The organism is Vreelandella sulfidaeris (assembly GCF_042429665.1).
Lineage (GTDB): Bacteria > Pseudomonadota > Gammaproteobacteria > Pseudomonadales > Halomonadaceae > Vreelandella.
The window spans coordinates 1,306,954-1,329,868 of sequence record NZ_JBHMAC010000010.1 but is presented as its reverse complement, the minus strand read 5'-3'; the positions used below and the strand labels follow the sequence as shown (position 1 = coordinate 1,329,868).

Below are 22,915 nucleotides of genomic sequence, written 5' to 3'. Positions count from 1 at the left end.
GGAGTTGGCTGGCAAGCCAGCCAACTCCGCCAACTCTGCTCTCTACTGCCCTTCTTTATCCTGATAAAACTGCATCAAACTCGAGAAATCCCGTTTGCCGTTACCATTGGCTTTATGCAGGGTGAACAGGGCGCGGGCGGCTGAGCCCATGGGCACGGCCGAAGCGCTTTGCTGGCTGACATCCATGGCGAGCCCCAGGTCCTTGATCATCAGGTTCACCTGGAAGCCTCCCTGGTAGTCGTTGGAAGCCGGTGCATTTTCCATCACGCCTGGGTAAGGGTTATACACATTCAGCGCCCAGTTGCCGCCCGAGCTCTGTTTCATAATGTCTGACAGCACCGCAGGGTCAAGGCCGTTTTTAACCCCCATGTTGATCGCCTCGCAGGTGCCCGCCATCAAGATCGAGAGCAGCATGTTGTTGCATACCTTGGCTACTTGCCCCGCGCCATGGTCACCGGCGTGGAAGATGTTTTTGCCCATTGCTTCCAGTACCGGCCTGGCCTGCTCGAACTGCGCTTCAGAGCCGCCCACAATAAACGTCAGCGTGCCCGCCTTGGCACCACCCACGCCGCCGGATACCGGCGCATCGACAAAGCCGATGCCCTTTTGCTCGCCAGCCTCGGCCACACTCCTGGCGGTGTCAGCGTCAATGGTCGAGCAATCGATCGCCAGCGCCCCTTGCTTGATCACCTCAAACAGCGGCGTTTCGCCCTCTACATAAAGCCCACGCACGTGCTTGCCCGCAGGCAGCATGGAGATGACAACATCCGCATCGGTAGCCGCTTCACGGGCGGAGCCGGCTACTTCGCAGCCGTTGGCTTTTGCGGTTTCAAGCACCTCTTGAGAAAGGTCAAACGCGCGGACGTTAAAGCCTGCCTTGGCCAGGTTGGCAGCCATCGGGCCGCCCATGTTGCCCAATCCGATAAACGCGACGGTAGTCATAGTTTTTGTCCTTATTATAGGTTTGTTAAGAGTGAAACTGTTTCGCTGTTAATGGAGGTCCGCCAGCGGGTTCTTATCCCAGGGGGCTGCTAATAGCTCATCGATAAAGTGCTGCTCGACCGAGGCAACATCCGGGTAGGTCCACGCTGGTTGGCTGTCTTTATCCACCAGCAGTGCGCGCACGCCTTCGGGAAATTCGCGGTGGCGGCAGCACTGCACCGACAGCGCCAGTTCAAACTGGAACACCTCCGCCAACGACATGTGCCTGGCGCGGGTTAACTGCTCATCGATCAATTTGATGGAAACGGGGCTACCATGGGCCAGCGTGGTCTGGGCTTTGTTAAACCACTTGTTGTCACTTTTCACATTGGCGATGGCTTCCACGATCTGCTCGACGCTATCGTGGTCAGTCAGCTCGCGGATAAGGCTGGTATGTTGGTAAACCGGCGCGTCCAGCTCGGCAAACGCAGGCTGCGAGGTTTGCTCAAGCTCACGCATCAGGCGGTTGACCACCCCATTGGCATCGGTGTCCTGCCCTTTTCCCCAACTGGCGTCGGTCAACTGCTGAAGCAAGGCATCACGGTGGTGGCTGGCAATGCAGCGGTCGGCCAGGCCAAGGTGCACGGCATCCGGCGCATTGATCTGGCTGCCGGTCATCGCCAAGAACCGCCCTGTTCCGTTGGGTAGGCGGTTCAAGAACCAGCTGGCTCCCACATCAGGGTAAAGGCCGATGGTGACTTCGGGCATTGCCAGTCGCGAGGTTTCCGTGACAACGCGATGGCTGCTGGCACTGAGTAGCCCCATGCCGCCGCCCATGACGATGCCGCTGCCCCAGCAGATCACCGGTTTGGAATAGGTGTGTAAAAGGTAATCGAGCCGATACTCGGTTTCAAAAAAGCGCTCGGGGAAACTCGGGTCGCCTTCGCCGGTAATCGCTTTATACAGGTTCACGACATCACCGCCGGCACAAAAGGCTTTATCGCCTGCGCTGTCGAGCAGAATGGCGACTACCCGCTGGTCTGTTTCCCAGGCGTCAAGGCGCGGCAGGATCTCTTCACACATTTCAAGCGTTAACGCATTGAGCGAACGCTCGGCATCGAGTTTGATCTCGGCAATGACATGGCCATCGCTCGTTGGGTGTTCGGTAAACACTACACTGCTCATGGGCAATCCTTATCCATCGATTTATCGACCCGGTTTATCAACCCGGCTGACGCCTTTTATCTAAAGCTCGGTGGCGCCGTCTGCCAGCACCCGGCGGGAGATAATCAGGCGCATGATCTCGTTAGTACCTTCCAAAATCCGGTGTACCCGGGTATCACGCACGTAGCGCTCCATGGGGTACTCCTTGATATAGCCGTTACCGCCATAAAGTTGAAGCGCTTCGTCGCACACCTTAAAGCCTACATCGGTGGCGAACCGCTTGGCCATGGCGCAATAGGTGGGGGCGTCGGCGTGGCCAGCATCCAGCTTAGTGGCCGCCATGCGCACCAGTTGCCGTGCGGCAACCAGTTCCGTCACCATATCGGCCAGGCGGAACTGGAGCGCCTGGAACTCGGCCAGGTGTTTACCAAACTGTTTGCGCTCACGCATATACTCACGGGCTTTATTGATTGCCTGCTGAGCGGTTCCGATCGAGCAAGTGGCAATATTGATCCGTCCACCATCCAGGCCTTTCATGGCGATCTTGAAGCCGTCGCCTTCATTACCTAATAAATGGCTAGCGGGCACCCGCAAGTCTTCAAAAGTGACCATCCGGGTGGGCTGGCTATTCCAGCCCATCTTTTCCTCTTTGCGTCCGTAGCTGATGCCCTCACTTTTGGCATCCACGGCAAACGCCGACACACCACCTGCGCCCTCACCTCCCGTGCGCGCCATTACCACCAGAAAATCAGTGCTGCCAGCGCCGGAAATGAACATCTTGCTGCCGGTCAGCAGGTAATCATCACCCTCGCGCTTGGCGGTGGTTTTCAGCGAGGCCGCATCTGAACCCGCATTGGGCTCGGTCAAGCAGTACGAACCAAGCAGCTCGCCCGTCGCCAGCTTTTCGCCCCACTGCGCGACCGCCTCCGGCGTTCCGAAGTCCGCCAGCATCCAGGTCACCATGTTGTGAATGGTCAGGTACGCCGTGGTAGAGGTGCAGCCCATGGAGAGCTGCTCAAAAATGATGCTGGCATCCAACCGCGAAAGCCCCAGGCCACCGACGCTTTCCGGGGCATACAGTGAGCAAAACCCCAGCTCGCCCGCTTTTCGAATAACATCGACAGGAAAAAATGCCGTTTGGTCCCATTCGGCGGCGTGGGGCTCTAATTCGTTTTCGGCAAACGCCCGCGCCATATCGGCAAAGGCGACCTGGTCTTCATTGAGTTCAAAATTCATGGCGGCTCTCCGCTGATGCACGTATGCACCGGCTGCTATTCGTTATAATTGACGTTTACGTTAACTTAACGACTTACTCATTCATAATCAACAACCGAGCGGCTGCGACCTTAGGTGTAGATACCGTGTAAGCACCATTCACCCACGGACGTTAGCGACCAACAATCCAACCACTATAAAAAAGGGCGCCTAGCGGCGCCCAACATCGGAAAGAAAGGGAGGTAAAAACAGCGACGAAATTACTTGAAGTTCTTGCGATACATCTTGTCCAGCTCGCCAATAATCCCGCTGCGAAAGCTGAGCACACAGAGTACAAAAATGATGCCCAGAATGACGCTAACCCAGTTACCCAACGGCGACTGCGCCAGCAAGTGCTGCAGGCTAACCACGATGCCAGCGCCCATTAACGGGCCAAGCAAGGTGCCCACGCCGCCCAGTAGTGTCATCAAGATCACTTCGCCCGACATATGCCAGTGGGCATCAGTCAGAGAGGCCAATTGAAAGACCACGGTTTTAGTGGAGCCAGCCAGGCCCGCCAAGCCCGCCGAAATAACAAACGCCACCAGCTTGTAGGCATCGGTGTTATAGCCGAGCGATACCGCACGCGGCTCGTTTTCACGAATCGCTTTAAGCACCTGCCCAAATGGTGAATGCACGGTGCGCTGAATGAGGGCAAAGCCGGCGATGAATATCGCGAACACAAAATAGTACATCGCTAGATTGCTACTCAGGTCGATCATCCCAAACAGCTCACCACGCGGCACACCATGCAGGCCATCCTCCCCGCCGGTAAACGGTGACTGCACAAACATGAAGTACACCAGTTGGGCGATCGCCAGCGTCACCATGGCAAAGTAGATACCCTGGCGGCGAATGGAGAGCACTCCAAACAGCACTCCTAACAACGTGGCCAACAAGGTACCGGCAATAATACCCAGCTCCGGCGTTAGCCCAGGGTAGCTCGCCAACAGGTAGCCGGTCACATAGCCACCAGTGGCCAGAAATGCCGCATGCCCGAACGACAACAGCCCCGCATAGCCAAGCAACAGGTTGAATGCACAGGCAAACAAAGCAAAACAGAGCACTTTCATCAAGAACACAGGGTAGGCCAGAAATGGCGCCACCAGCCCCACCACGATCAGCGCCAGATAAAACATATTGCGGCGAAACGCAGCGCGTTTTTGACGCTCACGAACCGCTGATGGCATTGCCATAGATTGAGATTCCGCCATGCTTATGCCTCCTTTCCAAATAGCCCAGCAGGGCGCAACATGAGCACAAGGATCATGACCAGAAAGATCACCGTATTAGAGGCTTCGGGGTAATACACCTTGGTCAGCCCTTCGATGATACCCATTGCCAGGCCGGTGATAATGGCGCCTAAAATGGAGCCCATGCCCCCGATGACCACCACCGCAAACACCACGATCAACAGGCTTGAGCCCATGGTGGGTGACACCGGATAAAGCGGCGCCGCCAGCACACCCGCAAACGCTGCCAGGCCAACCCCAAAACCATAGGTAAGCGTGATCAACAGCGGTACGTTGACGCCAAAGGCCTGCATTAATTGCGAGTTTTCAGTCCCTGCGCGCAGGTAAGCGCCCAGTCGTGTGCGCTCGATCATGAACCAAGTGAATAGACACATCGCCAGTGCCGCCACCAGCACCCAGGCGCGGTAGGTGGGCAAGAACATGAAACCGAGGTTCAGACCACCCTGCAAAATTTCGGGGGTCGGATAGCGTGCGCCGGACACCCCAAAGAAATTGACCAGCGTGCCTTCAAAGATAAGCGCTAAACCAAACGTCAGCAGCAACCCGTATAGGTGGTCCAGATGGGCGATTCGACGCAGCAAAAAGCGCTCAAGCAGCACCCCAAACGCACCCACCACCAAGGGCACCAACACGAGCGCTAGCCAGTAGTTAATGCCTAAATATCGAAAGCCTAACAGTGCAACGAAGGCCCCCAACATATATTGCGCCCCATGGGCAAAGTTGACGATCTTCAACAGGCCGAAGATGACCGCCAGGCCCAGACTAAGCAGCGCATAAAAGGCACCATTCACAAGGCCCAGCATGAGCTGCCCCATGAACACGGCCAAGGGCACGCCGAATATCATCGTCATAACACCACTCTCCTCGCCATCCCTTGGCTAGCGGCGCGATGCCGCCAGCCAATTCACCTGCTATTTGTGGTTGCTCTACTACTTAGTTCTGCACTAGCTCACACTGGCTTTCAGAGAGCGGACGGTAGGCTTCTTCGGCGGGAATGGTGCTCAGGATTTCGTAAAGATCCCACTCACCGGTAGACTCTTCAGGGGTCTTCACCTGGGCCAGATACATATCGTGGACCATACGGCCGTCTTCACGAATACGACCGTTACGGGCGAAGAAGTCGTCGATGGGCATATCGGCCATTTGGGCGCGAACGGTTTCAGGGTCGTCGGTGCCAGCGGCCTCTACGGCTTTCAAATAATGCATGGTGCTGGAATAGATACCGGCCTGGACCATGGTCGGCATCCGACCGACTTCATCGTAATAGCGCTGCGCCCACTCCCGAGACTGCTCGTCCATATCCCAGTACCAGCCGGTGGTCAGCAGCAGGTTCTGGGTGGCTTCCAGGCCAAGCGCATGCACGTCATTCAGGAAGATCAACAGGCCCGCCAGCTGCTGGCCGGATTGGGTTAAGCCAAACTGGCTGGCGGTAGTGATGGCGTTAACAGTGTCAGAACCAGCGTTCGCCAAACCCACAATTTTAGCGCCCGAGCCTTGCGCCTGAAGAATATAGGAGGAGAAATCATTGGTCGGGAAAGGATGACGAACCCCGCCGACCACCTCACCACCATTGGCCTGCACAACGCTAGTCACGTCTGCTTCCAAGGCATGACCGAAGGCATAGTCGGCGGTCAGCATGAACCATGTATCGCCACCCTGCTCCACCACCGCTTTGGCGGTACCGTTGGCGAGCGGGTAAGTATCGTAGACCCAATGAATATGATTAGGCGTGCAGTGTTCGTTAGTAATGCTTGACGCTGCGGAGCCGGACACAATGCCCAGGCCATTGTTTTCTTTCAGAACATTGGTAACGGCAATGGTCACCGATGAAGCCACCAGCCCGCCTACCATGTCGACATTATTCTGGTCGATCCAGCCGCGTACCGTGTTCGCACCCACGTCGGCACTATTACGATCATCCGCACTAAAAATCACCACCGGCGCGCCGTTGACGCTGCCACCAAAATCGGCCACCGCCATCTCCATGGCGGTTAGCCCGCCTGGACCAGCCAGGTCACGATAGGTACCGGACATATCGGCCAGGTAGCCAATACGCACTTCATCATTGCTCATCTCCGCCTGGGCGGCCGACACCGCCAGGCTAGAGGCGGCCGCAATCGCGATGCTGGTGGTCAACGTTTTTTTCATAAAGGTCATGATCGTCTCCTGGCCCTGGGGCCTTTGTTGTTGTATATCGACGTGCAACTAACGGTAATGGTTACGACTACTGGTTGATGGGCGAGCTCACCGAAACGAGGCAAGTGACGCGAATGCGTTATACCCCGAGCATGGAATTAAGGTGTTCCCGGCGCGACGGCAGCTGCGCGGCGCTGATTTCCTCGACAATTTGACCGTGATCCATCACGAAGTGGCGATCCGCTAACGGTGCTGCAAAACGAAAGTTCTGCTCAACCAGCACGATGGTCATACCGCGCTCTTTAAGCTGAACCAACACCTCCCCGAGCTTTTGCACAATGACCGGCGCCAGCCCCTCGGTAATTTCATCTAGCAACAGCATGCGAGCGCCAGTGCGCAAAATGCGCGCCATCGCCAACATTTGCTGCTCGCCGCCGGAAAGCCGGGTCCCCTGGCTTTTGCGCCGCTCGTAAAGGTTGGGGAACATGGCATAGATTTCGTCGAGACTCATGCCGCCTGAACGCACCGTCGGCGGAAGCAACAGGTTTTCATGCACATCCAGACTGGAAAAAATGCCGCGCTCTTCAGGACAGTAACCAATCCCTAAGCGCGGAATATGGTGGGGTTTCATGGACAGGGTTTCATTGCCGTTAATCACGATAGAACCCGTACGCCGCCCGACCATGTTCATGATCGCTTTCAGCGTTGTGCTGCGGCCAGCGCCGTTACGGCCGAGCAACGTCACCAGCTCGCCGCGTTTCACATCAAAATTAACGCCGTGCAAAATATGCGATTCGCCGTAAAAGGCGTGCATGTCCTGCACGCGTAACATTTCCAGGCTTTGCGTGTTCTCGATAGGCGCTTGCGCTTGCTCAGGCATCATACCGTCGCCCCCTCTTCTTCGGCGGCTTCGCTGCCCATGTAGGCTTCGCGCACCAACGGATTCCGGGATACGCTGTCATAATCCCCTTCTGCCAATACCGAGCCCCTCGCCAGTACCGTAATGCGGTCACACAAACGGCTTACCACGCTTAGGTTATGCTCCACCATCAACACCGTACGGCCTTTCGAGACGCGCTTGATCAACGCGACGATTCGATCCACGTCTTCAGCGCCCATGCCCTGAGTCGGTTCATCCAGCAACATCATTTTGGGCTCTAGCGCCAATGTCGTGGCGAGTTCAAGCGCCCGTTTACGGCCATAGGGCATTTCCACGGTCAATGTATCGGCGTATTCACGCAGACCTACTTCTTCCAGTAGTTCAAGCGCGCGCTCATTAAGATGCTCCAACGACTTCTCGGACTTCCAGAAGTGAAACGACGTACCCAGCGTGCGCTGTAGCGCTACCCGAACGTTTTCCAGCGCGGTCATATGGGCAAACACGGCGGAAATCTGAAACGAGCGAACCAAGCCCAGGCGGGCTATTTCATTGGATTTTTTATTCGTGATAGAGCTGCCGCGATAGAGAATATCGCCACGCGTTGGCGGCAAAAATTTGGTCAGCAGGTTGAAGACGGTGGTTTTACCCGCCCCGTTAGGGCCAATCAGCGCGTGAATATGCCCTTCCTGCACCTGAAGATTGACATCATCCACCGCGGTAAACCCACGAAACTCTTTGGTTAGCCCTCGGGTTTCGAGGACAGGTCCGGTAAGGACATCGTTTGCACTCATAGAGTGGCAAGCCTCTTGTTGTTGTAGTTCTGACCGTTGTAGTTCTGACTGTTGCAGTACTGACTATTGAAGTACTGACTGTTGTCGTGCTGGCTCTATGGCAGGTAGTGAGGAAGTAGCGCAGACGCTTGCCACTGCCTTACCTGAACGTAAGGTGTACGTGCAAACTAGCAACTCTCGCTATGGCAATACAATTACAACTTTGGTCTATCGATAACAAAACCCACCTTTAAAATGTTTAGTAATACCAATAAAAATAGTTACTTAATGACATTCAACGATTTTCAACTGCTAGCAATTATAACTTTACGTTAACGTAAACTTGTTTTAGCCTCAGTGGCAGTGTTCCATAGAAGGTATGTCTTAAAAGCTATTTCTTAGGAGTCGTGTCTTAGGAGCCATGACTTAGGAGCTATGTCTTAGGAGCTATGTCTTAGGAACCGTGTCTTAGAAACAATGCCTTTTAAGAGAATATCGCGCCTTTTAAGAGAATATCGATCATGAGCAAAACCTACTCCATTAGCGAACTGGCCAACGAGTTTGATCTAACCACGCGCAGCATTCGCTTTTATGAAGACCAGGAGTTACTGCACCCCACTCGCCGTGGGCAAACCCGTGTTTACAGCAGTAAAGACCGGGTGCGGCTCAAGCTCACCATTCGTGGTAAGCGGCTGGGGTTTTCACTCGCTGAGATTCGTGAGTTGTTTGAGTTGTGGGATGAGACCCGCAGTGGAAGTAAAAAGCAGCTGCATTTAATGCTCAGCAAGATAGCCGAACGCCGGGCGGCGCTCGATCAGCAGATGAAAGACATCACGATGGTGCAGCTTGAACTTGAAAGCGCCGAGATTCGCTGCCGCCAAGCACTGGAAGAGCTACTCGAAAAACAACAGGAAGAAGAGCAACCGGGAAAAACCAAGCAAGCGCTCTCTTCCTCTTCAGCCACCATGCACTGATTAGCGTCACTTATTAATAACGCCAGCGGGGCCAACTAGCCCTTCGACCCTGACCGAACCAGATAACAACAGGTGATTGACCATGTTTTCACACTACTCAGAACTCAATTTTGGCCTCGATGACGAACTGAACATGCTGCGTGAGCAGGTCAATGCCTTTGCGGCCAGCGAGATTGCCCCCCGCGCTGCCGAGATCGACCAAAGCAACGAGTTTCCAAACGAATTATGGAAGAAGTTTGGCGATATGGGGCTTTTGGGCATTACCGTCTCTGAAGAAGATGGCGGTAGCGGGATGGGCTATCTGGCTCACTGTATTGCCATGGAAGAGATCTCCCGCGCCAGTGCGTCGGTCGCGCTGTCTTATGGCGCCCACTCCAACCTGTGCGTCAACCAGATCAAGATCAACGCCTCCGCCGAGCAGAAAGCGAAATACCTGCCCAAGCTGATCAGTGGCGACCATGTGGGCGCGCTCGCCATGTCGGAGCCTGGTGCCGGGTCCGATGTGGTCTCGATGCAGTTGCGCGCCAAGCGCGATGGCGACCACTACGTGCTGAACGGTAACAAGATGTGGATCACCAACGGACCCGATGCGGATGTTCTGGTGGTTTACGCCAAGACCGACCCGGACGCCGGCTCCAAAGGCATTACCGCGTTTATTATCGAAAAAGGCATGCCCGGTTTCTCCACCGCCCAAAAGCTCGACAAGCTTGGGATGCGCGGCTCCAACACCTGTGAGCTGGTGTTCCAGGACTGCGCCGTGCCCGCTGAAAACATTCTTGGCGAAGAAGGCAAAGGTGTTCGCGTTTTGATGAGCGGCCTGGACTATGAGCGCACCGTGTTGGCGGCAGGCCCCATTGGCATTATGCAGGCCGCGATTGATGTGGTGTTGCCCTATATCCATGAACGTAAACAGTTCAACCAGTCGATTGGCGAGTTCCAACTGGTACAGGGCAAAGTGGCCGATATGTACACCACTCTCAATGCCTGTCGCGCCTATTTGTATGCGGTCGCCGGTGCCTGTGACCGCGGCCAGACCTCGCGTAAAGACGCCGCTGGCGTGATTCTTTATTGCGCCGAGAAAGCCACTCAGGTGGCGCTGGACGCGATTCAGCTTCTCGGCGGCAATGGTTATATCAATGAGTATCCCACTGGGCGCCTACTGCGCGATGCCAAGCTGTATGAAATTGGCGCAGGCACCAGCGAGATTCGGCGGATGCTGATTGGTCGTGAACTCTTCAATGAAACCCATTAACGACCGTCTATAACGATCATCGAGAAGAACAGTCCATAACGACAGTCTTTAATGACGGTTTTTAATAACGGTTTTTGATAACAGTTTTTAATAACAGTCTTTAATAACAATCAGCAAGGTCGCGCCATGAGCATTGTTAATAGCCAAGTCAATCCACGCAGTGATGTGTTTCAAGCCAATGAAGCGGCGATGCGCGATGAAGTCACCAAACTGCGCGAGCTGACCGCCGCCATCGCCCAAGGCGGCGGTAGCAAAGCCCGCGAGCGCCATGAGAGCCGTGGCAAGCTGTTTGTTCGTGATCGTATTGATCACTTGATTGACGAAGGCTCACCGTTTCTAGAGTTTTCGGCCCTGGCGGCGCACGCTATCTATGACAGCGAAATTCCTGCTGCCGGTGTGATTACCGGCATTGGCAGAGTGTCCGGCGTTGAGTGTGTGATTGTCGCCAACGACGCCACGGTAAAAGGCGGCACTTACTTCCCGTTAACCGTTAAAAAGCACCTTCGCGCCCAGGAGATCGCCCGCAAGCATCGCCTGCCGTGCATTTATCTGGTCGACTCCGGCGGTGCCTTTCTGCCCCGTCAGGATGATGTCTTTCCCGACCGGGATCACTTCGGGCGTATCTTCTATAATCAGGCGACCATGTCCGCCGAAGGCATTCCCCAAATCGCCGTGGTGATGGGGTCCTGCACGGCGGGAGGCGCGTATGTCCCCGCCATGGCAGATGAATCCATCATCGTTAAAGAGCAGGGCACCATTTTCCTTGGCGGCCCGCCGCTGGTGAAAGCGGCCACCGGCGAAAACATTAGCGCCGAAGACCTGGGCGGTGCCGACGTTCACGCTAAAGTCAGCGGCGTGGCCGACCATTACGCCGAAAACGACGCCCACGCGCTTCAGTTGGCACGCAGCTGCGTGTCGCGGCTAAATTGGCAAAAGCGCGGCAAGCTTGCCATGCAGGCCCCCAAGCCGCCCAAGCTCGACCCCACCGAGCTATACGGCATTGTGGGGACCGACCTTAAAAAGCCTTACGACGTCCGCGAAGTGATTGGCCGTATCGTCGACGATTCCGACTTCGATGAATTCAAGCGCTACTACGGCGAAACCCTGGTCACCGGTTTTGCGCATATTCATGGCTTTCCGGTCGGGATCGTGGCCAACAACGGCGTGCTGTTTTCCGAAAGCGCCGTGAAAGGCGCGCACTTTATTGAGCTCTGTGCCCAGCGCAAGATCCCATTGATTTTCCTGCAGAATATTACCGGCTTTATGGTCGGCTCCAAGTACGAGCACGAAGGCATCGCCAAACATGGCGCCAAGCTGGTCACCGCCGTAGCCTGTGCCAAGGTGCCCAAGTACACAGTGCTGATCGGCGGCAGCTTCGGCGCGGGCAACTACGGTATGTGTGGCCGTGCCTATGATCCCAACCTGCTGTTCATGTGGCCCAATGCGCGTATTTCGGTGATGGGTGGTGAGCAGGCGGCAGGCGTGCTGGCCCAGGTCAAACGTGAACAGTTCGATCGTGACGGCCAGGAGTGGAGCCGACAGGATGAAGAGGCCTTTAAGCAACCTATTCGCGATCAGTACGAGCATCAGGGTCACCCCTACTACGCCAGCGCCCGGCTGTGGGACGACGGGGTGATTGACCCGCTGCAAACCCGTGATGTGCTGGGGCTTTCATTAGCTGCCGCAATGAATGCCGAGGTAGAAGAGACGCGCTTTGGCGTGTTCCGGATGTAGAGGGCAATTCACATGGCTTATTCAACACTGATAATTGAACAGGGCGTGGCGCGCCTGACATTAAACCGCCCCGATGTGCACAACGCCTTTGACGACAGCCTAATTGCCGAGCTGAATGCCCATCTTGATGAACTGCATCCACTCGCCGACGCGGGCGAGGTGCGGGTGGTGGTACTAGGTTCTGAAGGCAAGAGTTTTTCGGCGGGGGCCGATTTACACTGGATGAAGCGGATGGTCGATTACGATTTTGACGATAATCTCGCCGACTCCCGCAAGCTCGCCGCCCTGATGCACGGTCTGGATTCGCTGCCCTGCCCTACGCTTTGCCGCGTTCAAGGTGCCGCCTTTGGTGGTGCGGTGGGGCTGGCGGCCTGTTGCGATATCGTGATTGCGTCAGAACACGCCAAATTCTGTCTTTCGGAAGTCAAAATTGGCCTGTCGCCTGCGGTCATCAGCCCTTATGTACAACGCGCCCTCGGCGAGCGACAAATGCGCCGCTTCGCCTTGACGGCCGAAGTGATGAACGCCCAAACGGCGTTGACGCTAGGCTTGGCTCATCAGGTGGTGGAACACGAGGCGCTGGATAGCGCAGTCGACGCCATGCTGGCGACGCTATTAGCGGGTTCACCCCAAGCCCAGCGTGCGACCAAGGACCTGATGGCGACAGTCGCTCAAGCGCCCGATAGCGATAGCACTCGTGAGCATACCTGCCAGGTCATCGCCAAGCTGCGGGTAAGCCCAGAGGGCCAAGAGGGCTTATCCAGTTTCTTTGAAAAGCGCCGCCCGGATTGGGTCGAATCCAATAACACACCTAACGCTTCGGAGCGTCGCTCATGAACAAACACGAAAAAGCCGCTCGCACCACCCCCTTTGATACGCTGTTAGTCGCCAACCGCGGTGAAATCGCCTGTCGTGTCATGCGCACTGCCCGCCGTATGGGGCTGAAAACCGTCGCGGTCTATTCCGATGCTGATGCCACCGCCCGCCACGTACGCGAAGCCGATGAAGCGGTTCGCCTGGGCCCGGCGGCAGCGCGGGAAAGTTATCTCAATATCGAGGCGGTAGTGGACGCCGCCCAGCGTAGCGGCACCGGCGCCATCCACCCCGGCTATGGTTTTCTGTCCGAAAACGGCAGTTTTGTCGACGCCCTTGACCAGGCCGGTATTACCTTTGTGGGCCCGCCCGCCTCGGCCATTGCCGCCATGGGTGATAAATCCGCCGCCAAGGCACGTATGGCCAATGCCGGAGTGCCGCTTGCTCCCGGCTATCATGACGATGACCAGGACGACGATCTGCTGCGCGCCGAGGCCGATAACATCGGCTACCCGGTAATGCTCAAAGCCAGCGCGGGCGGCGGCGGCAAAGGCATGCGCGTGGTGGAGAGCAGCAGCGCATTTCAGAGCGCCCTGGAAGGCTGCCGACGCGAATCCAAGGCCGCGTTCGGTGACGATCGCATGCTGATCGAAAAATATCTGGTCCAGCCACGCCATGTGGAAGTACAGGTATTCTGCGACCGTCATGGTAACGGCGTTTACCTGTTCGAGCGCGACTGCAGCGTGCAGCGGCGCCACCAGAAAGTCATCGAAGAAGCCCCGGCGCCCGGCATGACACCTGAGCTACGTAGCGCCATGGGCGATGCCGCAGTTCGCGCCGCTCAAGAGATCGGCTATGTAGGCGCAGGTACCGTCGAATTCTTGTTGGACGCGGACGGTTCGTTCTACTTTATGGAAATGAACACGCGCCTGCAGGTCGAGCACCCGGTGACCGAGATGATCACCGGCCAGGATCTGGTCGAGTGGCAGCTGCGTGTAGCGATGGGCGAACCGCTGCCCTGCCGTCAAGACGAATTGACCATTACCGGCCACAGTTTTGAAGCGCGCATTTACGCTGAAGACCCGGATCAGGACTTTTTGCCTGCCACAGGCCTACTGACGCGTTTCGCGCTGGATATGGAAGGTGCTGGGTTAAGCACTGACCAAGTGCGCCTGGATAGCGGTGTAGAGAGCGGCGATGTGGTGTCGATGCACTACGACCCCATGCTTGCCAAGCTGATTGTGCATGGGCCTGACCGAGATGCGGCGCTGGCCACCCTGAACCGTGCGCTGGCGGCGCTGGACGTTCAAGGTGTGGTGACCAACCGGGCCTTCCTGATGCGCCTGGCGACCCATCCTGGCTTCAAGAACGTCGAACTGGATACGCGCTTTATTGAGCGTAACGAAGCAACGCTGTTTGCTCCGCGCACCTATTCAACCGAGGCTTATGCCAGTGCAGCACTGATTGGCCTGCATCAACTGGCCCTGGAAGTTGAAAGCGACTCACCCTGGGATCGCCATGATGGCTTTCGCCTCAACGCGCCCCATACCATTCGCATCGCGCTATGTGACCCAGCCAGTGCACAGGCAGATGATAGCGATGAAGCAGTGATCATTGTTGAAGGCAAACGCAGTGCAGGCGAGTCGCAGTGGCAACTGTCCATTGGCGATGAACGCCTGACGGCCAGCCTGCAACCCCTCGCAGGCGATGCGGTGGCGGTTACCCTGAACGGCCACCGCCGCCGCCTGCAGGCACACCGCGACGGCCATGTAGTCGTGATGGCTGATCCAAGCGGCGAAACACGCCTGTTCTGGCGGCGCATCGACGCTATTGATCACGGTCATCATGAAGCCGAATCCACCCTGACCGCGCCCATGCATGGCACGGTGGTAGCGTTACTGGTGGAGCCCGGTGCGGCGGTTGAAAAAGGCATGCCGCTGATGGTGATGGAAGCCATGAAGATGGAACACACCATGACCGCTCCCGCGAATGGTAGCGTCGACACCTTCCACTTTCAGGCAGGCGATACGGTCAGCCAGGGTGCCGTACTGCTCGACTTTGCCCCCAGCGAATAGGAGTTCATCAATGGCACTGCCTACCTCCGTCACACTATTTGAAATGGCGCCCCGCGATGGCTTACAGAACGAGCCGGGGGGAATTGTGCCCACCGCCACTAAAATCGCCTTGATCGAGCGGCTGGTTAAGGCGGGCATTACGCATATTGAAGCAGCCAGTTTCGTCTCGCCGAAGTGGGTTCCACAAATGGGGGATGCGACTGAGGTGATGGATGGCATTACCCGCCAGCCGGGCGTGGTCTACTCAGCCCTTACGCCCAATCTAAAAGGACTGGAAAACGCCTTGGCGGTCGGCGTGGAAGAAGTCGCGGTGTTTGGTGCCGCTTCGGAAGCCTTCTCGCAAAAAAACATCAACTGCTCGATTGCCGAGTCACTGACACGCTTTGAACCTGTGCTGGCACGTGCCCACGAGGCAGGCGTTCGGGTACGTGGCTACGTTTCCTGCGTATTGGGCTGCCCTTATGAAGGCGAGATCGCGCCAGGCAAAGTCGCCGAGGTGGCTAACGCACTTTATGAGATGGGCTGTTATGAGGTGTCGCTGGGCGACACCATCGGTGTGGGCACGCCGCTTGCCGCCAAGCGGATGATTGAAGCGGTCCGTCAACAGGTGCCCATCGAGCACGTAGCCGCCCACTTCCATGACACTTACGGCATGGCGCTAGCGAATTTATACGCGGTCATGGAAGAAGGCGTCAGCGTCATTGATGCCGCAACGGCAGGCCTTGGTGGCTGCCCTTACGCGCAGGGCGCTTCCGGCAACGTGGCCACGGAAGATGTTCTTTATCTGCTCGAAGGACTGGGTATTAAAACGGGCATCGACCTGCAGGCGGTGGTTGATACCGGCTACTGGATCACCCAAGAGCTGGGCCGTACTCCAAGTTCCAAAGTCGCCCTGGCAAAAGGCGCCAGTCGTTAAGATGTGTCGTTAGCCATAACACTAATAACAGTAATTCAGTATGCCGGGCTTCCCGTTCAGATAAGAAAAAATACCGGAGAAATCTACCATGTCTTCACCAGCACTCACTGTACCCAGCTATTCCAGCAGCATGGCGGACAAGCCCTTGCTGGGCATGACCATTGGTGACAAGTTCGATCAAATCGCTGCTCAATATGCCGATAATGACGCCTTGATCGTGTTGCACCAACAGATTCACTGGACCTATCGCAAGCTTCAGGAAGAGGTCAACCGCTGTGCTCGCGCCCTGCTCTCCATTGGAGTTCAACGGGGGGATCGAGTAGCTATCTGGGCGCCTAACGGTAGCGAATGGACGCTGACACAGTTTGCCACCGCCAAAATTGGCGCCATTCTGGTCAACATCAACCCCTCCTACCGTACCCATGAGCTGGAATACGCGCTGAATCAATCCGGCGCGCGCTTTCTGGTCACCGCGCATTGTTTCAAAAGCTCCGACTACAGCGCCATGCTGTATGAACTTGCCCCCGAATTAAAAAACAGCAGCGACGGCCAACTCTCCTCTCAAAAGCTGCCCGAGCTTGAGTGCGTCATCAATCTTAGCAAGGAAAAGCTTAGCGGCATGTGGCGCTGGGAAGACCTGATGGCCCAGGCCAGCAAGGTTAGCCAGACCGACGTCGACGACCTGCAGGCAACACTGCAGTTCGACGATGCGATCAACATTCAATATACCTCGGGCACCACCGGCTTTCCGAAGGGCGCTACTCTTTCTCACCATAACATTCTCAACAACGGCTTCTTTGTGGCGGAAAGCATGGGCTTTACCAGTGCCGACCGGCTGGTGATTCCGGTACCGCTCTATCACTGTTTTGGCATGGTCATGGGTAATCTGGGCTGTATGACCCACGGCGCTACCATGATCTACCCAGACGAGGGCTTTGACCCTGGCAAGGTACTCAAGGCGGTACACGAGCAGCGAGCCACCGCGCTGTACGGCGTGCCGACCATGTTCATCGCTGAGCTCGATCACCCTGACTTTGCCGCTACCGATCTCTCTTCACTGCGTACCGGCATCATGGCAGGGTCGATCTGTCCTGCCGAAATCATGAAGCAGGTCATCGAGAAGATGAACATGAAAGGCGTGCAGATCGCCTATGGCATGACCGAAACCAGCCCCGTCTCCGCCCAGACAGGCGCCAATGACAGCATCGAAAAACGCGTTTCCACCGTCGGCCGTACCCAGCCCCATCTGGAAAACAAGATTGTCGACCCTGGCAATGGCGGCATCTTGCCGAGAGGCGAAATTGGCGAGCTGTGTACTCGTGGCTATAGCGTGATGCTCAAGTACTGGAACAATGATAAAGCCACCGCAGAGACGATCGATGAAGCAGGCTGGATGCACACCGGGGATCTTGCCACCATGGATGAAGAGGGCTATATCCAAATTGTCGGGCGTATCAAGGACATGGTGATCCGCGGTGGCGAAAACGTGTATCCCAAAGAGATCGAAGAGTTTCTATATACCCACCCGGCCATATCTGATGTGCAGGTTACCGGCGTGCCGGACAAGAAATACGGCGAAGAGCTGATTGCCTGGGTGAAGCTCACCTCCACCGCTGATGACGTCTCCGGCGAAGAGCTGCGCGAATACTGCAAGGGCAAGATCACCCACTTCAAGATCCCGCGCTACTTCAAGTTTGTTGACGAGTTCCCCATGACGGTGACCGGCAAGATTCAGAAATTCAAGATGCGCGAGATCTCCATTCAGGAGCTGGGGTTGGGTGAAGAATCAGGGTTGGGTGAAGAATCAGGCTTGGGTGAAGAATCAGGCTTGGACCAAGAGCCCTGACCAACGATGGCCTCCTCCAACTGCTTAGCCGACCACTATCAGCGTGCCCTGCGCGCTGATGAGGTACTGACACAGATAGACACCCATTACCCCACGGGGCCCACGCTTCGTCAGTTGGCCCCGTTGGATCAGTTGCATATTGGCGGTATGGCAGCCTCTAACCGCTTGCTTGCACGGTTAGACCCGGCGACCCATCCACGAGTACTCGACATTGGCGCCGGACTGGGTGGATTGATGCGCCTGGGCGCTTCTCTTGGCTTTCAAATGACCGGCCTGGATATCACCCATGGGTTCAGTGCCCTCAACCAAGCGCTGACGACACGGGTCAAGTTGCCAAATAGTCCACCGCTTGCCTGGGTAACGGGCAATGCCAGCGCCCTACCGTTTGCTGATAACTGCCTGGATGCCGTGCTTTTCCAGCACAGCTTGCTCAATATGCCTGACCCGGCGAAGGTGATCGCCCAAAGCCACCGCGTGCTGCGCCCCGGCGGGCAGTTGGTGATGCATGAGATCATCAGTGGCCCTAACGTGGCTCAACTTCGCTATCCGGTGCCCTGGGCGGCGACGCCGGAACATTCACACCTACTCACACTAACGGCGCTCACAGATTTGCTGCAGGCAGGCGGATTCACCATTGAGCACGTGGACGACTGGAGCGATACAGCGCTAGCGTGGCGCCAGCAACAACGCCAAAAAGAGCAGACACCACGCCAGGCGATACTCTCGCCCCAGTGGGTATTCGGCGAGCAGTTTCTCAGCATGGGTAAACACCTGGTCACTAATTTGACCCAAAGGGCAATTAAAGTGGTAGAGATCCACGTCAGTTGCTAGTCTCAATGGGTAGGCTTTTTCCTTTACGGGTATAGCTTTTCCCTTTACCGATAGGTGTACGATCATGCCAATCAAACGCTTGGCAAGCACACTGCTCTGTTGCTCTGTTCCCTGGTTTAGCTGCTACGCTGACGATACGACCCCGGTAATGGCCTATACAGCCCTCGACAGCGAACGAATGCAGCTTGATAACGGCGTTCTTTTAGAAGGCAGTGATCTTCGCAGCCTCGACACCTACACTAGCGGCTTTCGGGTTACGGCTGGCTTTTCCCCTGGTCGACTCCCACAGTTGGATATTGGCGCCGAAATTGCCTATCGCGAAAGCGAAGAAATCACCGTGGCCTCCAGTGCTAATCCATTAGTGATGGATACGCTAAGCCTGGGGGGTGCTCTTATCGCCGGAATTCGCATGGGCGCATTTAGTGTCTATGCGAAATCCGGCATTACCGAATGGCGTGGCGAAAGCCGCCAGGCAGGCGCCGACGAAAGCGGCACGGCGATGCTGCAGGGTTTTGGCGCCACCTTGACGATTAACCGCCTGGTTAGCCGCTTTGAGTACGAGCGCATCGATGCGCCGACGCTCAGCCACCTGAACATGTTGAGCGCCTCGCTGCATCTGCCTTTCTAACTAACGCCTGTTCGAGGCGCTTTTTTAAGCGCCCCTTGCTTGGTCAGTTACTTTTGATGCTCGTTTTATGGTGCTGGTGGCTGCGCGTTCTCACTGTCATCGGCTACCTCGGGTGGCGACCATATGGGCACATCTTCACGTTGAGGCTCTGGCCAATCCTGATGCATGGCAGTGTTCAGTGCCTCTTCCAGCTTCATGAACAGCTCACTATAGCGAGGGCCGAAATTATTCCCGCCCTCTATTTCTTTCCAGGTGGCAAACAGTTCATCCTCGTGTGCCTCTTCGTTGTTCACAAACGCCCAGGTCATCTGCTTGGCACGCATGGGGTGAACGCCCAAGGCAGTGAGCGCGTCGCCGCCCAACTCCAGTGCAGAGTGATAGGTTTCACTGACGACATCATCAGCCCCGGCATCACGCAGCTGATAGCTATGGCCACGGTCAAAGGCACGCGCGAGCACCCACACATTGGGGTAGTATTGTTTAACATGCTTCACCATCTGCAGCGCCCGCTCACGGTCATCCAACGCAATGACGATTAACCGAGCAGTCTCAATTCCAGCGGTTTCCAGCAAGTCAGAGCGACTGGCGTCGCCAAAGTAGCTTTTAATATTAATTTTGCGCAGGTTTTCAATCTGCTCGATTTCGTGGTCCAGGGCGACGATGGGGATATTGTTGGCACGTAACAAACGACAGATAATTTGTCCAAACCTCCCTACCCCAGCGACGATAACCGGAGCCTGCTCTTCTATCGCGTCGGCTTCACGTTCATCATTTTTGGCACTCCGGTAACGCGGCAATACCAGCCGGTCATAGGCAATAAACAGCAGCGGCGTCAAGAACATGGAGAGCGCCACGACCAGCGAGAGAATCTCGGAAAGCTCGGTCGGAATAACGCTGTTCTGTACGCTATAGGTCAGCAGTACAAAGCCAAACTCACCCGCCTGGGCAAGGCTTAGCGTGAACAGCCAACCGTTACTGCCATGCACCCGAAACAGCAGCGCCAATCCCAGTAGAATCACCCCTTTGACGACGATAACTGCCAAGCCTAGCGAGAGGACGGTCGCCCACTCCGCCGCCAGCACCGAGAAGTTGATGCCGGCCCCGACGGTAATAAAAAACAAGCCCAACAGTAGCCCTTTGAACGGCTCGATATTGGCTTCAAGCTCATGTTTAAACTCACTGTTGGCCAGTACAACCCCCGCCAGAAACGCGCCGAGGGCAGGCGATAAATTGACCAGGCTCATCAGCGCGGCGATGCCGACTACCAGCATCAGCGCAGTCGCAGTAAATACTTCACGCAGGCCTGAGCTAATCACATAGCGAAACAGCAGCGGCACCATATAGTATCCACCCACCACCACGGCTCCTATCGCGGTGATCACGACCAAAGCGTGTACCCAGCCGGGCAAGTGCGAGACTAAATTGAAACTGGCGTGGCCATCATCGTTGATTGCCCCCATTAGCTCCGGCAACGCCAGCAGGGGAATAAACGCCAGCATGGGGATGACCGCAATATCCTGAAACAGCAGCACCGAGAAGGCGCTGCGCCCGCCTTCGGTTTTGCCTAGCCCTTTCTCATTCAGCGTTTGCAGCACAATCGCGGTAGACGAAAGCGCAAAAATCAGTCCCACCGCCAGCGCGGTTTGAAACACCAGCCCGAGCCAGACAGCGATGAAGGTACCCGCCGCGGCCGTTAATACCACTTGAAGACCGCCTAACCCAAGCAGTCGGACACGCATCGCCCATAGCCCTTTGGGGTCGAGCTCCAGTCCCACCAAAAAAAGCATCATCACAACGCCGAATTCGGCAAAGTGCTGAATCGTTGTGGTCTCTTGCCCCACTAATCCAAGGATAGGGCCAATGACAACCCCGGCTACCAAATAGCCCAACACCGAACCCAACCCGAACCGTTTGGCGAGCGGCACGGCTATTACAGCGGCGAGTAAATAGATAAACGCCTGGACAAAGTAAGCTGTCATTTTGTCATCCTGAGTAAAGAGAGCTTAGTAAGGGGGAGCTAAGTAAGCCGACTAGGCACGCCACATTGATGCCTGCCGTCAGCCAAAATACGCATTGAAACATGGTTTTCTGGGTTTTATGGCGCAGTCGACGTTGCGCCAACAGCGCGCCCGGCCAACCACCTAACACACCAAGCAGATGAAGCGTTTTTTCACTGACGCGACGGCGTCGATTGATCGCCGCCTTTTTATCGACAGCGTAGGTAAGGTAGGCGATAACGCTGGCGACAGCATAAAAAGCGACAATTAGGATCAATATCAGGGCACTCGTAACGTATTCGCCGACACCGGCTAAAATGGCTATTTGCGGCGCTGGGAAGGCTTACCGCCTGCCGTCGGCTTACCGCGTCCAACACGCCCTTTCCCAGCGGGTTTTGCGCCCGCTTTACCTTTCGCCCCTGGCTTAGCGCTTGCGGCCTTGGCCTTGGGATGCGGCTTGCCTGACGCACGCCCCTGCGGACCAGTACTTGATTTTGGACCTGCGCTTGATTTTTGTCCTGCGCTTGTTTTTGACCCCGTACTTACTTTTCCGCTGGCGGCTTTTTTACCTTTCGGGGGTGGCTTAGCGCCTGTGGCATTGGCCCCTGCTTTTGCCGGTTTCTGGCGCGCTTTCCCCCCCGCCGGTGTTGCTTTGTTAGCGCTTGAACGCCCGCTGTAATTGGGTCTTTCCGGTTTGGCTTTGCTTTTCTTCTCCGGCGCAGCCTCTGAGCGTTCGGTCAGCGCGACAATAGTGTCGATCTCTTTAGGCGTCAGGTCGCGCCAGTCGCCCAAGGCCAGGCCTTTAAGCGCCACATTCATGATGCGGGTGCGGATAAGCTGGGTCACTTCATAACCGAAGTATTCGCACATACGGCGAATTTGTCGATTAAGCCCCTGTACCAGGGTAATGGTAAAGACAAACGTGGACTCTTTTTGCACCTTGCAGCGCTTGGTCACCTTGCCCAGAATCGGCACGCCATTTTGCATGCCCTCGATAAACTCATCGGTGATGGGCTTGTTCACCGTCACCTGATACTCTTTTTCGTGATGATTATTGGCACGCAGAATTTTATTAACCAGATCGCCATTATTGGTTAAAAAAATCAGTCCTTGGGAGTCTTTATCAAGCCGACCAATAGGGAAAATCCGCGTGCCGTGCTTCACGAATTCGACGATATTATCCTTTTCGCTGGATTCAGTGGTGCTCACAATACCCACTGGTTTATTCAGCGCAATCAGCACTAAATCTTCCTCTTCCTGAGGCTCGATCTCCTGCCCGTTAACCTTGACCAAGTCACCGGCCACGACTTGGTCGCCAGTGGTCGCACGGCGACCGTTAATCCACACATTGCCCTGCTCCACAAAGCGGTCAGCTTCGCGGCGAGAACACATTCCACTTTCGCTAATGTACTTATTGATACGGGTAGATTTTCGTAACGACATAAAACGCCATGGGGCTAAGGAAAATAAA

At 56.0% G+C, this 22,915-nt stretch carries 20 protein-coding genes; 9 read left to right on the top strand and 11 right to left on the bottom strand.

Annotation, left to right across the window (positions count from 1 at the left end; all coding sequences use genetic code 11):
• Positions 1-42: 42 nt before the first annotated feature.
• From mmsB to ACFFLD_RS10935, 8 genes are all read right to left on the bottom strand, one after another.
• Positions 43-942 (bottom strand): 3-hydroxyisobutyrate dehydrogenase, encoded by a 900-nt coding sequence (gene mmsB, locus ACFFLD_RS10970; RefSeq protein WP_386040063.1) that lies wholly within the window; start codon positions 940-942, stop codon positions 43-45.
• Positions 943-990: 48 nt separating this feature from the next.
• Positions 991-2,106: an enoyl-CoA hydratase/isomerase family protein gene (locus tag ACFFLD_RS10965; RefSeq protein ID WP_386040061.1), complete on the bottom strand. Its 1,116-nt coding sequence runs from the start codon at positions 2,104-2,106 to the stop codon at positions 991-993.
• A gap of 60 nt (positions 2,107-2,166) precedes the next feature.
• Positions 2,167-3,321 (bottom strand): acyl-CoA dehydrogenase family protein, encoded by a 1,155-nt coding sequence (locus ACFFLD_RS10960; protein WP_386040059.1) that lies wholly within the window; start codon positions 3,319-3,321, stop codon positions 2,167-2,169.
• Between the two features lie 239 nt (positions 3,322-3,560).
• On the bottom strand, positions 3,561-4,553 hold the full coding sequence (locus tag ACFFLD_RS10955; protein WP_386040057.1) for a branched-chain amino acid ABC transporter permease: 993 nt from the start codon (positions 4,551-4,553) through the stop codon (positions 3,561-3,563).
• Between the two features lie 2 nt (positions 4,554-4,555).
• Entirely contained in the window at positions 4,556-5,443 is an 888-nt protein-coding gene (locus ACFFLD_RS10950; protein ID WP_386040055.1) for a branched-chain amino acid ABC transporter permease, read from the bottom strand.
• A gap of 82 nt (positions 5,444-5,525) precedes the next feature.
• Positions 5,526-6,749, bottom strand: coding sequence for an ABC transporter substrate-binding protein (locus tag ACFFLD_RS10945; protein ID WP_386040053.1), 1,224 nt, complete (start codon positions 6,747-6,749; stop codon positions 5,526-5,528).
• Positions 6,750-6,867: 118 nt separating this feature from the next.
• Positions 6,868-7,611: an ABC transporter ATP-binding protein gene (locus ACFFLD_RS10940; RefSeq protein WP_386040051.1), complete on the bottom strand. Its 744-nt coding sequence runs from the start codon at positions 7,609-7,611 to the stop codon at positions 6,868-6,870.
• Positions 7,608-8,399, bottom strand: coding sequence for an ABC transporter ATP-binding protein (locus ACFFLD_RS10935; RefSeq protein ID WP_386040049.1), 792 nt, complete (start codon positions 8,397-8,399; stop codon positions 7,608-7,610). Before ACFFLD_RS10935 ends, ACFFLD_RS10940 begins: the two co-directional genes overlap by 4 nt.
• Positions 8,400-8,899: 500 nt before the next feature.
• Here ACFFLD_RS10935 and ACFFLD_RS10930 point away from each other — a divergent pair, with 500 nt between their 5' ends.
• From ACFFLD_RS10930 to ACFFLD_RS10890, 9 genes are all read left to right on the top strand, one after another.
• Positions 8,900-9,352, top strand: a complete 453-nt coding sequence (locus tag ACFFLD_RS10930) for a MerR family transcriptional regulator (protein ID WP_386040047.1) — start codon at positions 8,900-8,902, stop codon at positions 9,350-9,352.
• Between the two features lie 82 nt (positions 9,353-9,434).
• On the top strand, positions 9,435-10,604 hold the full coding sequence (locus ACFFLD_RS10925; RefSeq protein ID WP_386040045.1) for an isovaleryl-CoA dehydrogenase: 1,170 nt from the start codon (positions 9,435-9,437) through the stop codon (positions 10,602-10,604).
• Between the two features lie 126 nt (positions 10,605-10,730).
• Entirely contained in the window at positions 10,731-12,338 is a 1,608-nt protein-coding gene (locus ACFFLD_RS10920) for a carboxyl transferase domain-containing protein (RefSeq protein WP_386040043.1), read from the top strand.
• Between the two features lie 12 nt (positions 12,339-12,350).
• The gene (locus tag ACFFLD_RS10915) at positions 12,351-13,175 is read left to right on the top strand and encodes an enoyl-CoA hydratase/isomerase family protein (protein WP_386040041.1); all 825 of its coding nucleotides are present in this window, start codon (positions 12,351-12,353) and stop codon (positions 13,173-13,175) included.
• A complete protein-coding gene (locus ACFFLD_RS10910; protein ID WP_386040039.1) occupies positions 13,172-15,226 on the top strand; it encodes an acetyl/propionyl/methylcrotonyl-CoA carboxylase subunit alpha in 2,055 nt (684 codons plus the stop codon). Before ACFFLD_RS10915 ends, ACFFLD_RS10910 begins: the two co-directional genes overlap by 4 nt.
• Before the next feature lie 10 nt (positions 15,227-15,236).
• Entirely contained in the window at positions 15,237-16,142 is a 906-nt protein-coding gene (locus ACFFLD_RS10905) for a hydroxymethylglutaryl-CoA lyase (protein ID WP_386040037.1), read from the top strand.
• A gap of 88 nt (positions 16,143-16,230) precedes the next feature.
• Entirely contained in the window at positions 16,231-17,988 is a 1,758-nt protein-coding gene (locus ACFFLD_RS10900) for an AMP-binding protein (RefSeq protein ID WP_386040035.1), read from the top strand.
• A gap of 6 nt (positions 17,989-17,994) precedes the next feature.
• Complete coding sequence (locus tag ACFFLD_RS10895) at positions 17,995-18,819, top strand: class I SAM-dependent methyltransferase (protein WP_386040033.1); 825 nt, start codon at positions 17,995-17,997, stop codon at positions 18,817-18,819.
• Between the two features lie 64 nt (positions 18,820-18,883).
• On the top strand, positions 18,884-19,447 hold the full coding sequence (locus ACFFLD_RS10890; protein ID WP_386040031.1) for a hypothetical protein: 564 nt from the start codon (positions 18,884-18,886) through the stop codon (positions 19,445-19,447).
• A gap of 65 nt (positions 19,448-19,512) precedes the next feature.
• Here ACFFLD_RS10890 and ACFFLD_RS10885 read toward each other — a convergent pair whose 3' ends face one another.
• The 3 genes from ACFFLD_RS10885 to rluF are packed head-to-tail and all read right to left on the bottom strand — an operon-like array spanning position 19,513 to position 22,887.
• Positions 19,513-21,426, bottom strand: coding sequence for a monovalent cation:proton antiporter-2 (CPA2) family protein (locus tag ACFFLD_RS10885; RefSeq protein WP_386040028.1), 1,914 nt, complete (start codon positions 21,424-21,426; stop codon positions 19,513-19,515).
• Between the two features lie 4 nt (positions 21,427-21,430).
• Positions 21,431-21,721: a DUF1294 domain-containing protein gene (locus ACFFLD_RS10880; protein ID WP_386040025.1), complete on the bottom strand. Its 291-nt coding sequence runs from the start codon at positions 21,719-21,721 to the stop codon at positions 21,431-21,433.
• 44 nt (positions 21,722-21,765) lie between these two features.
• Positions 21,766-22,887: a 23S rRNA pseudouridine(2604) synthase RluF gene (gene rluF / locus ACFFLD_RS10875; RefSeq protein ID WP_386040023.1), complete on the bottom strand. Its 1,122-nt coding sequence runs from the start codon at positions 22,885-22,887 to the stop codon at positions 21,766-21,768.
• Between the last annotated feature and the right edge of the window lie 28 nt (positions 22,888-22,915).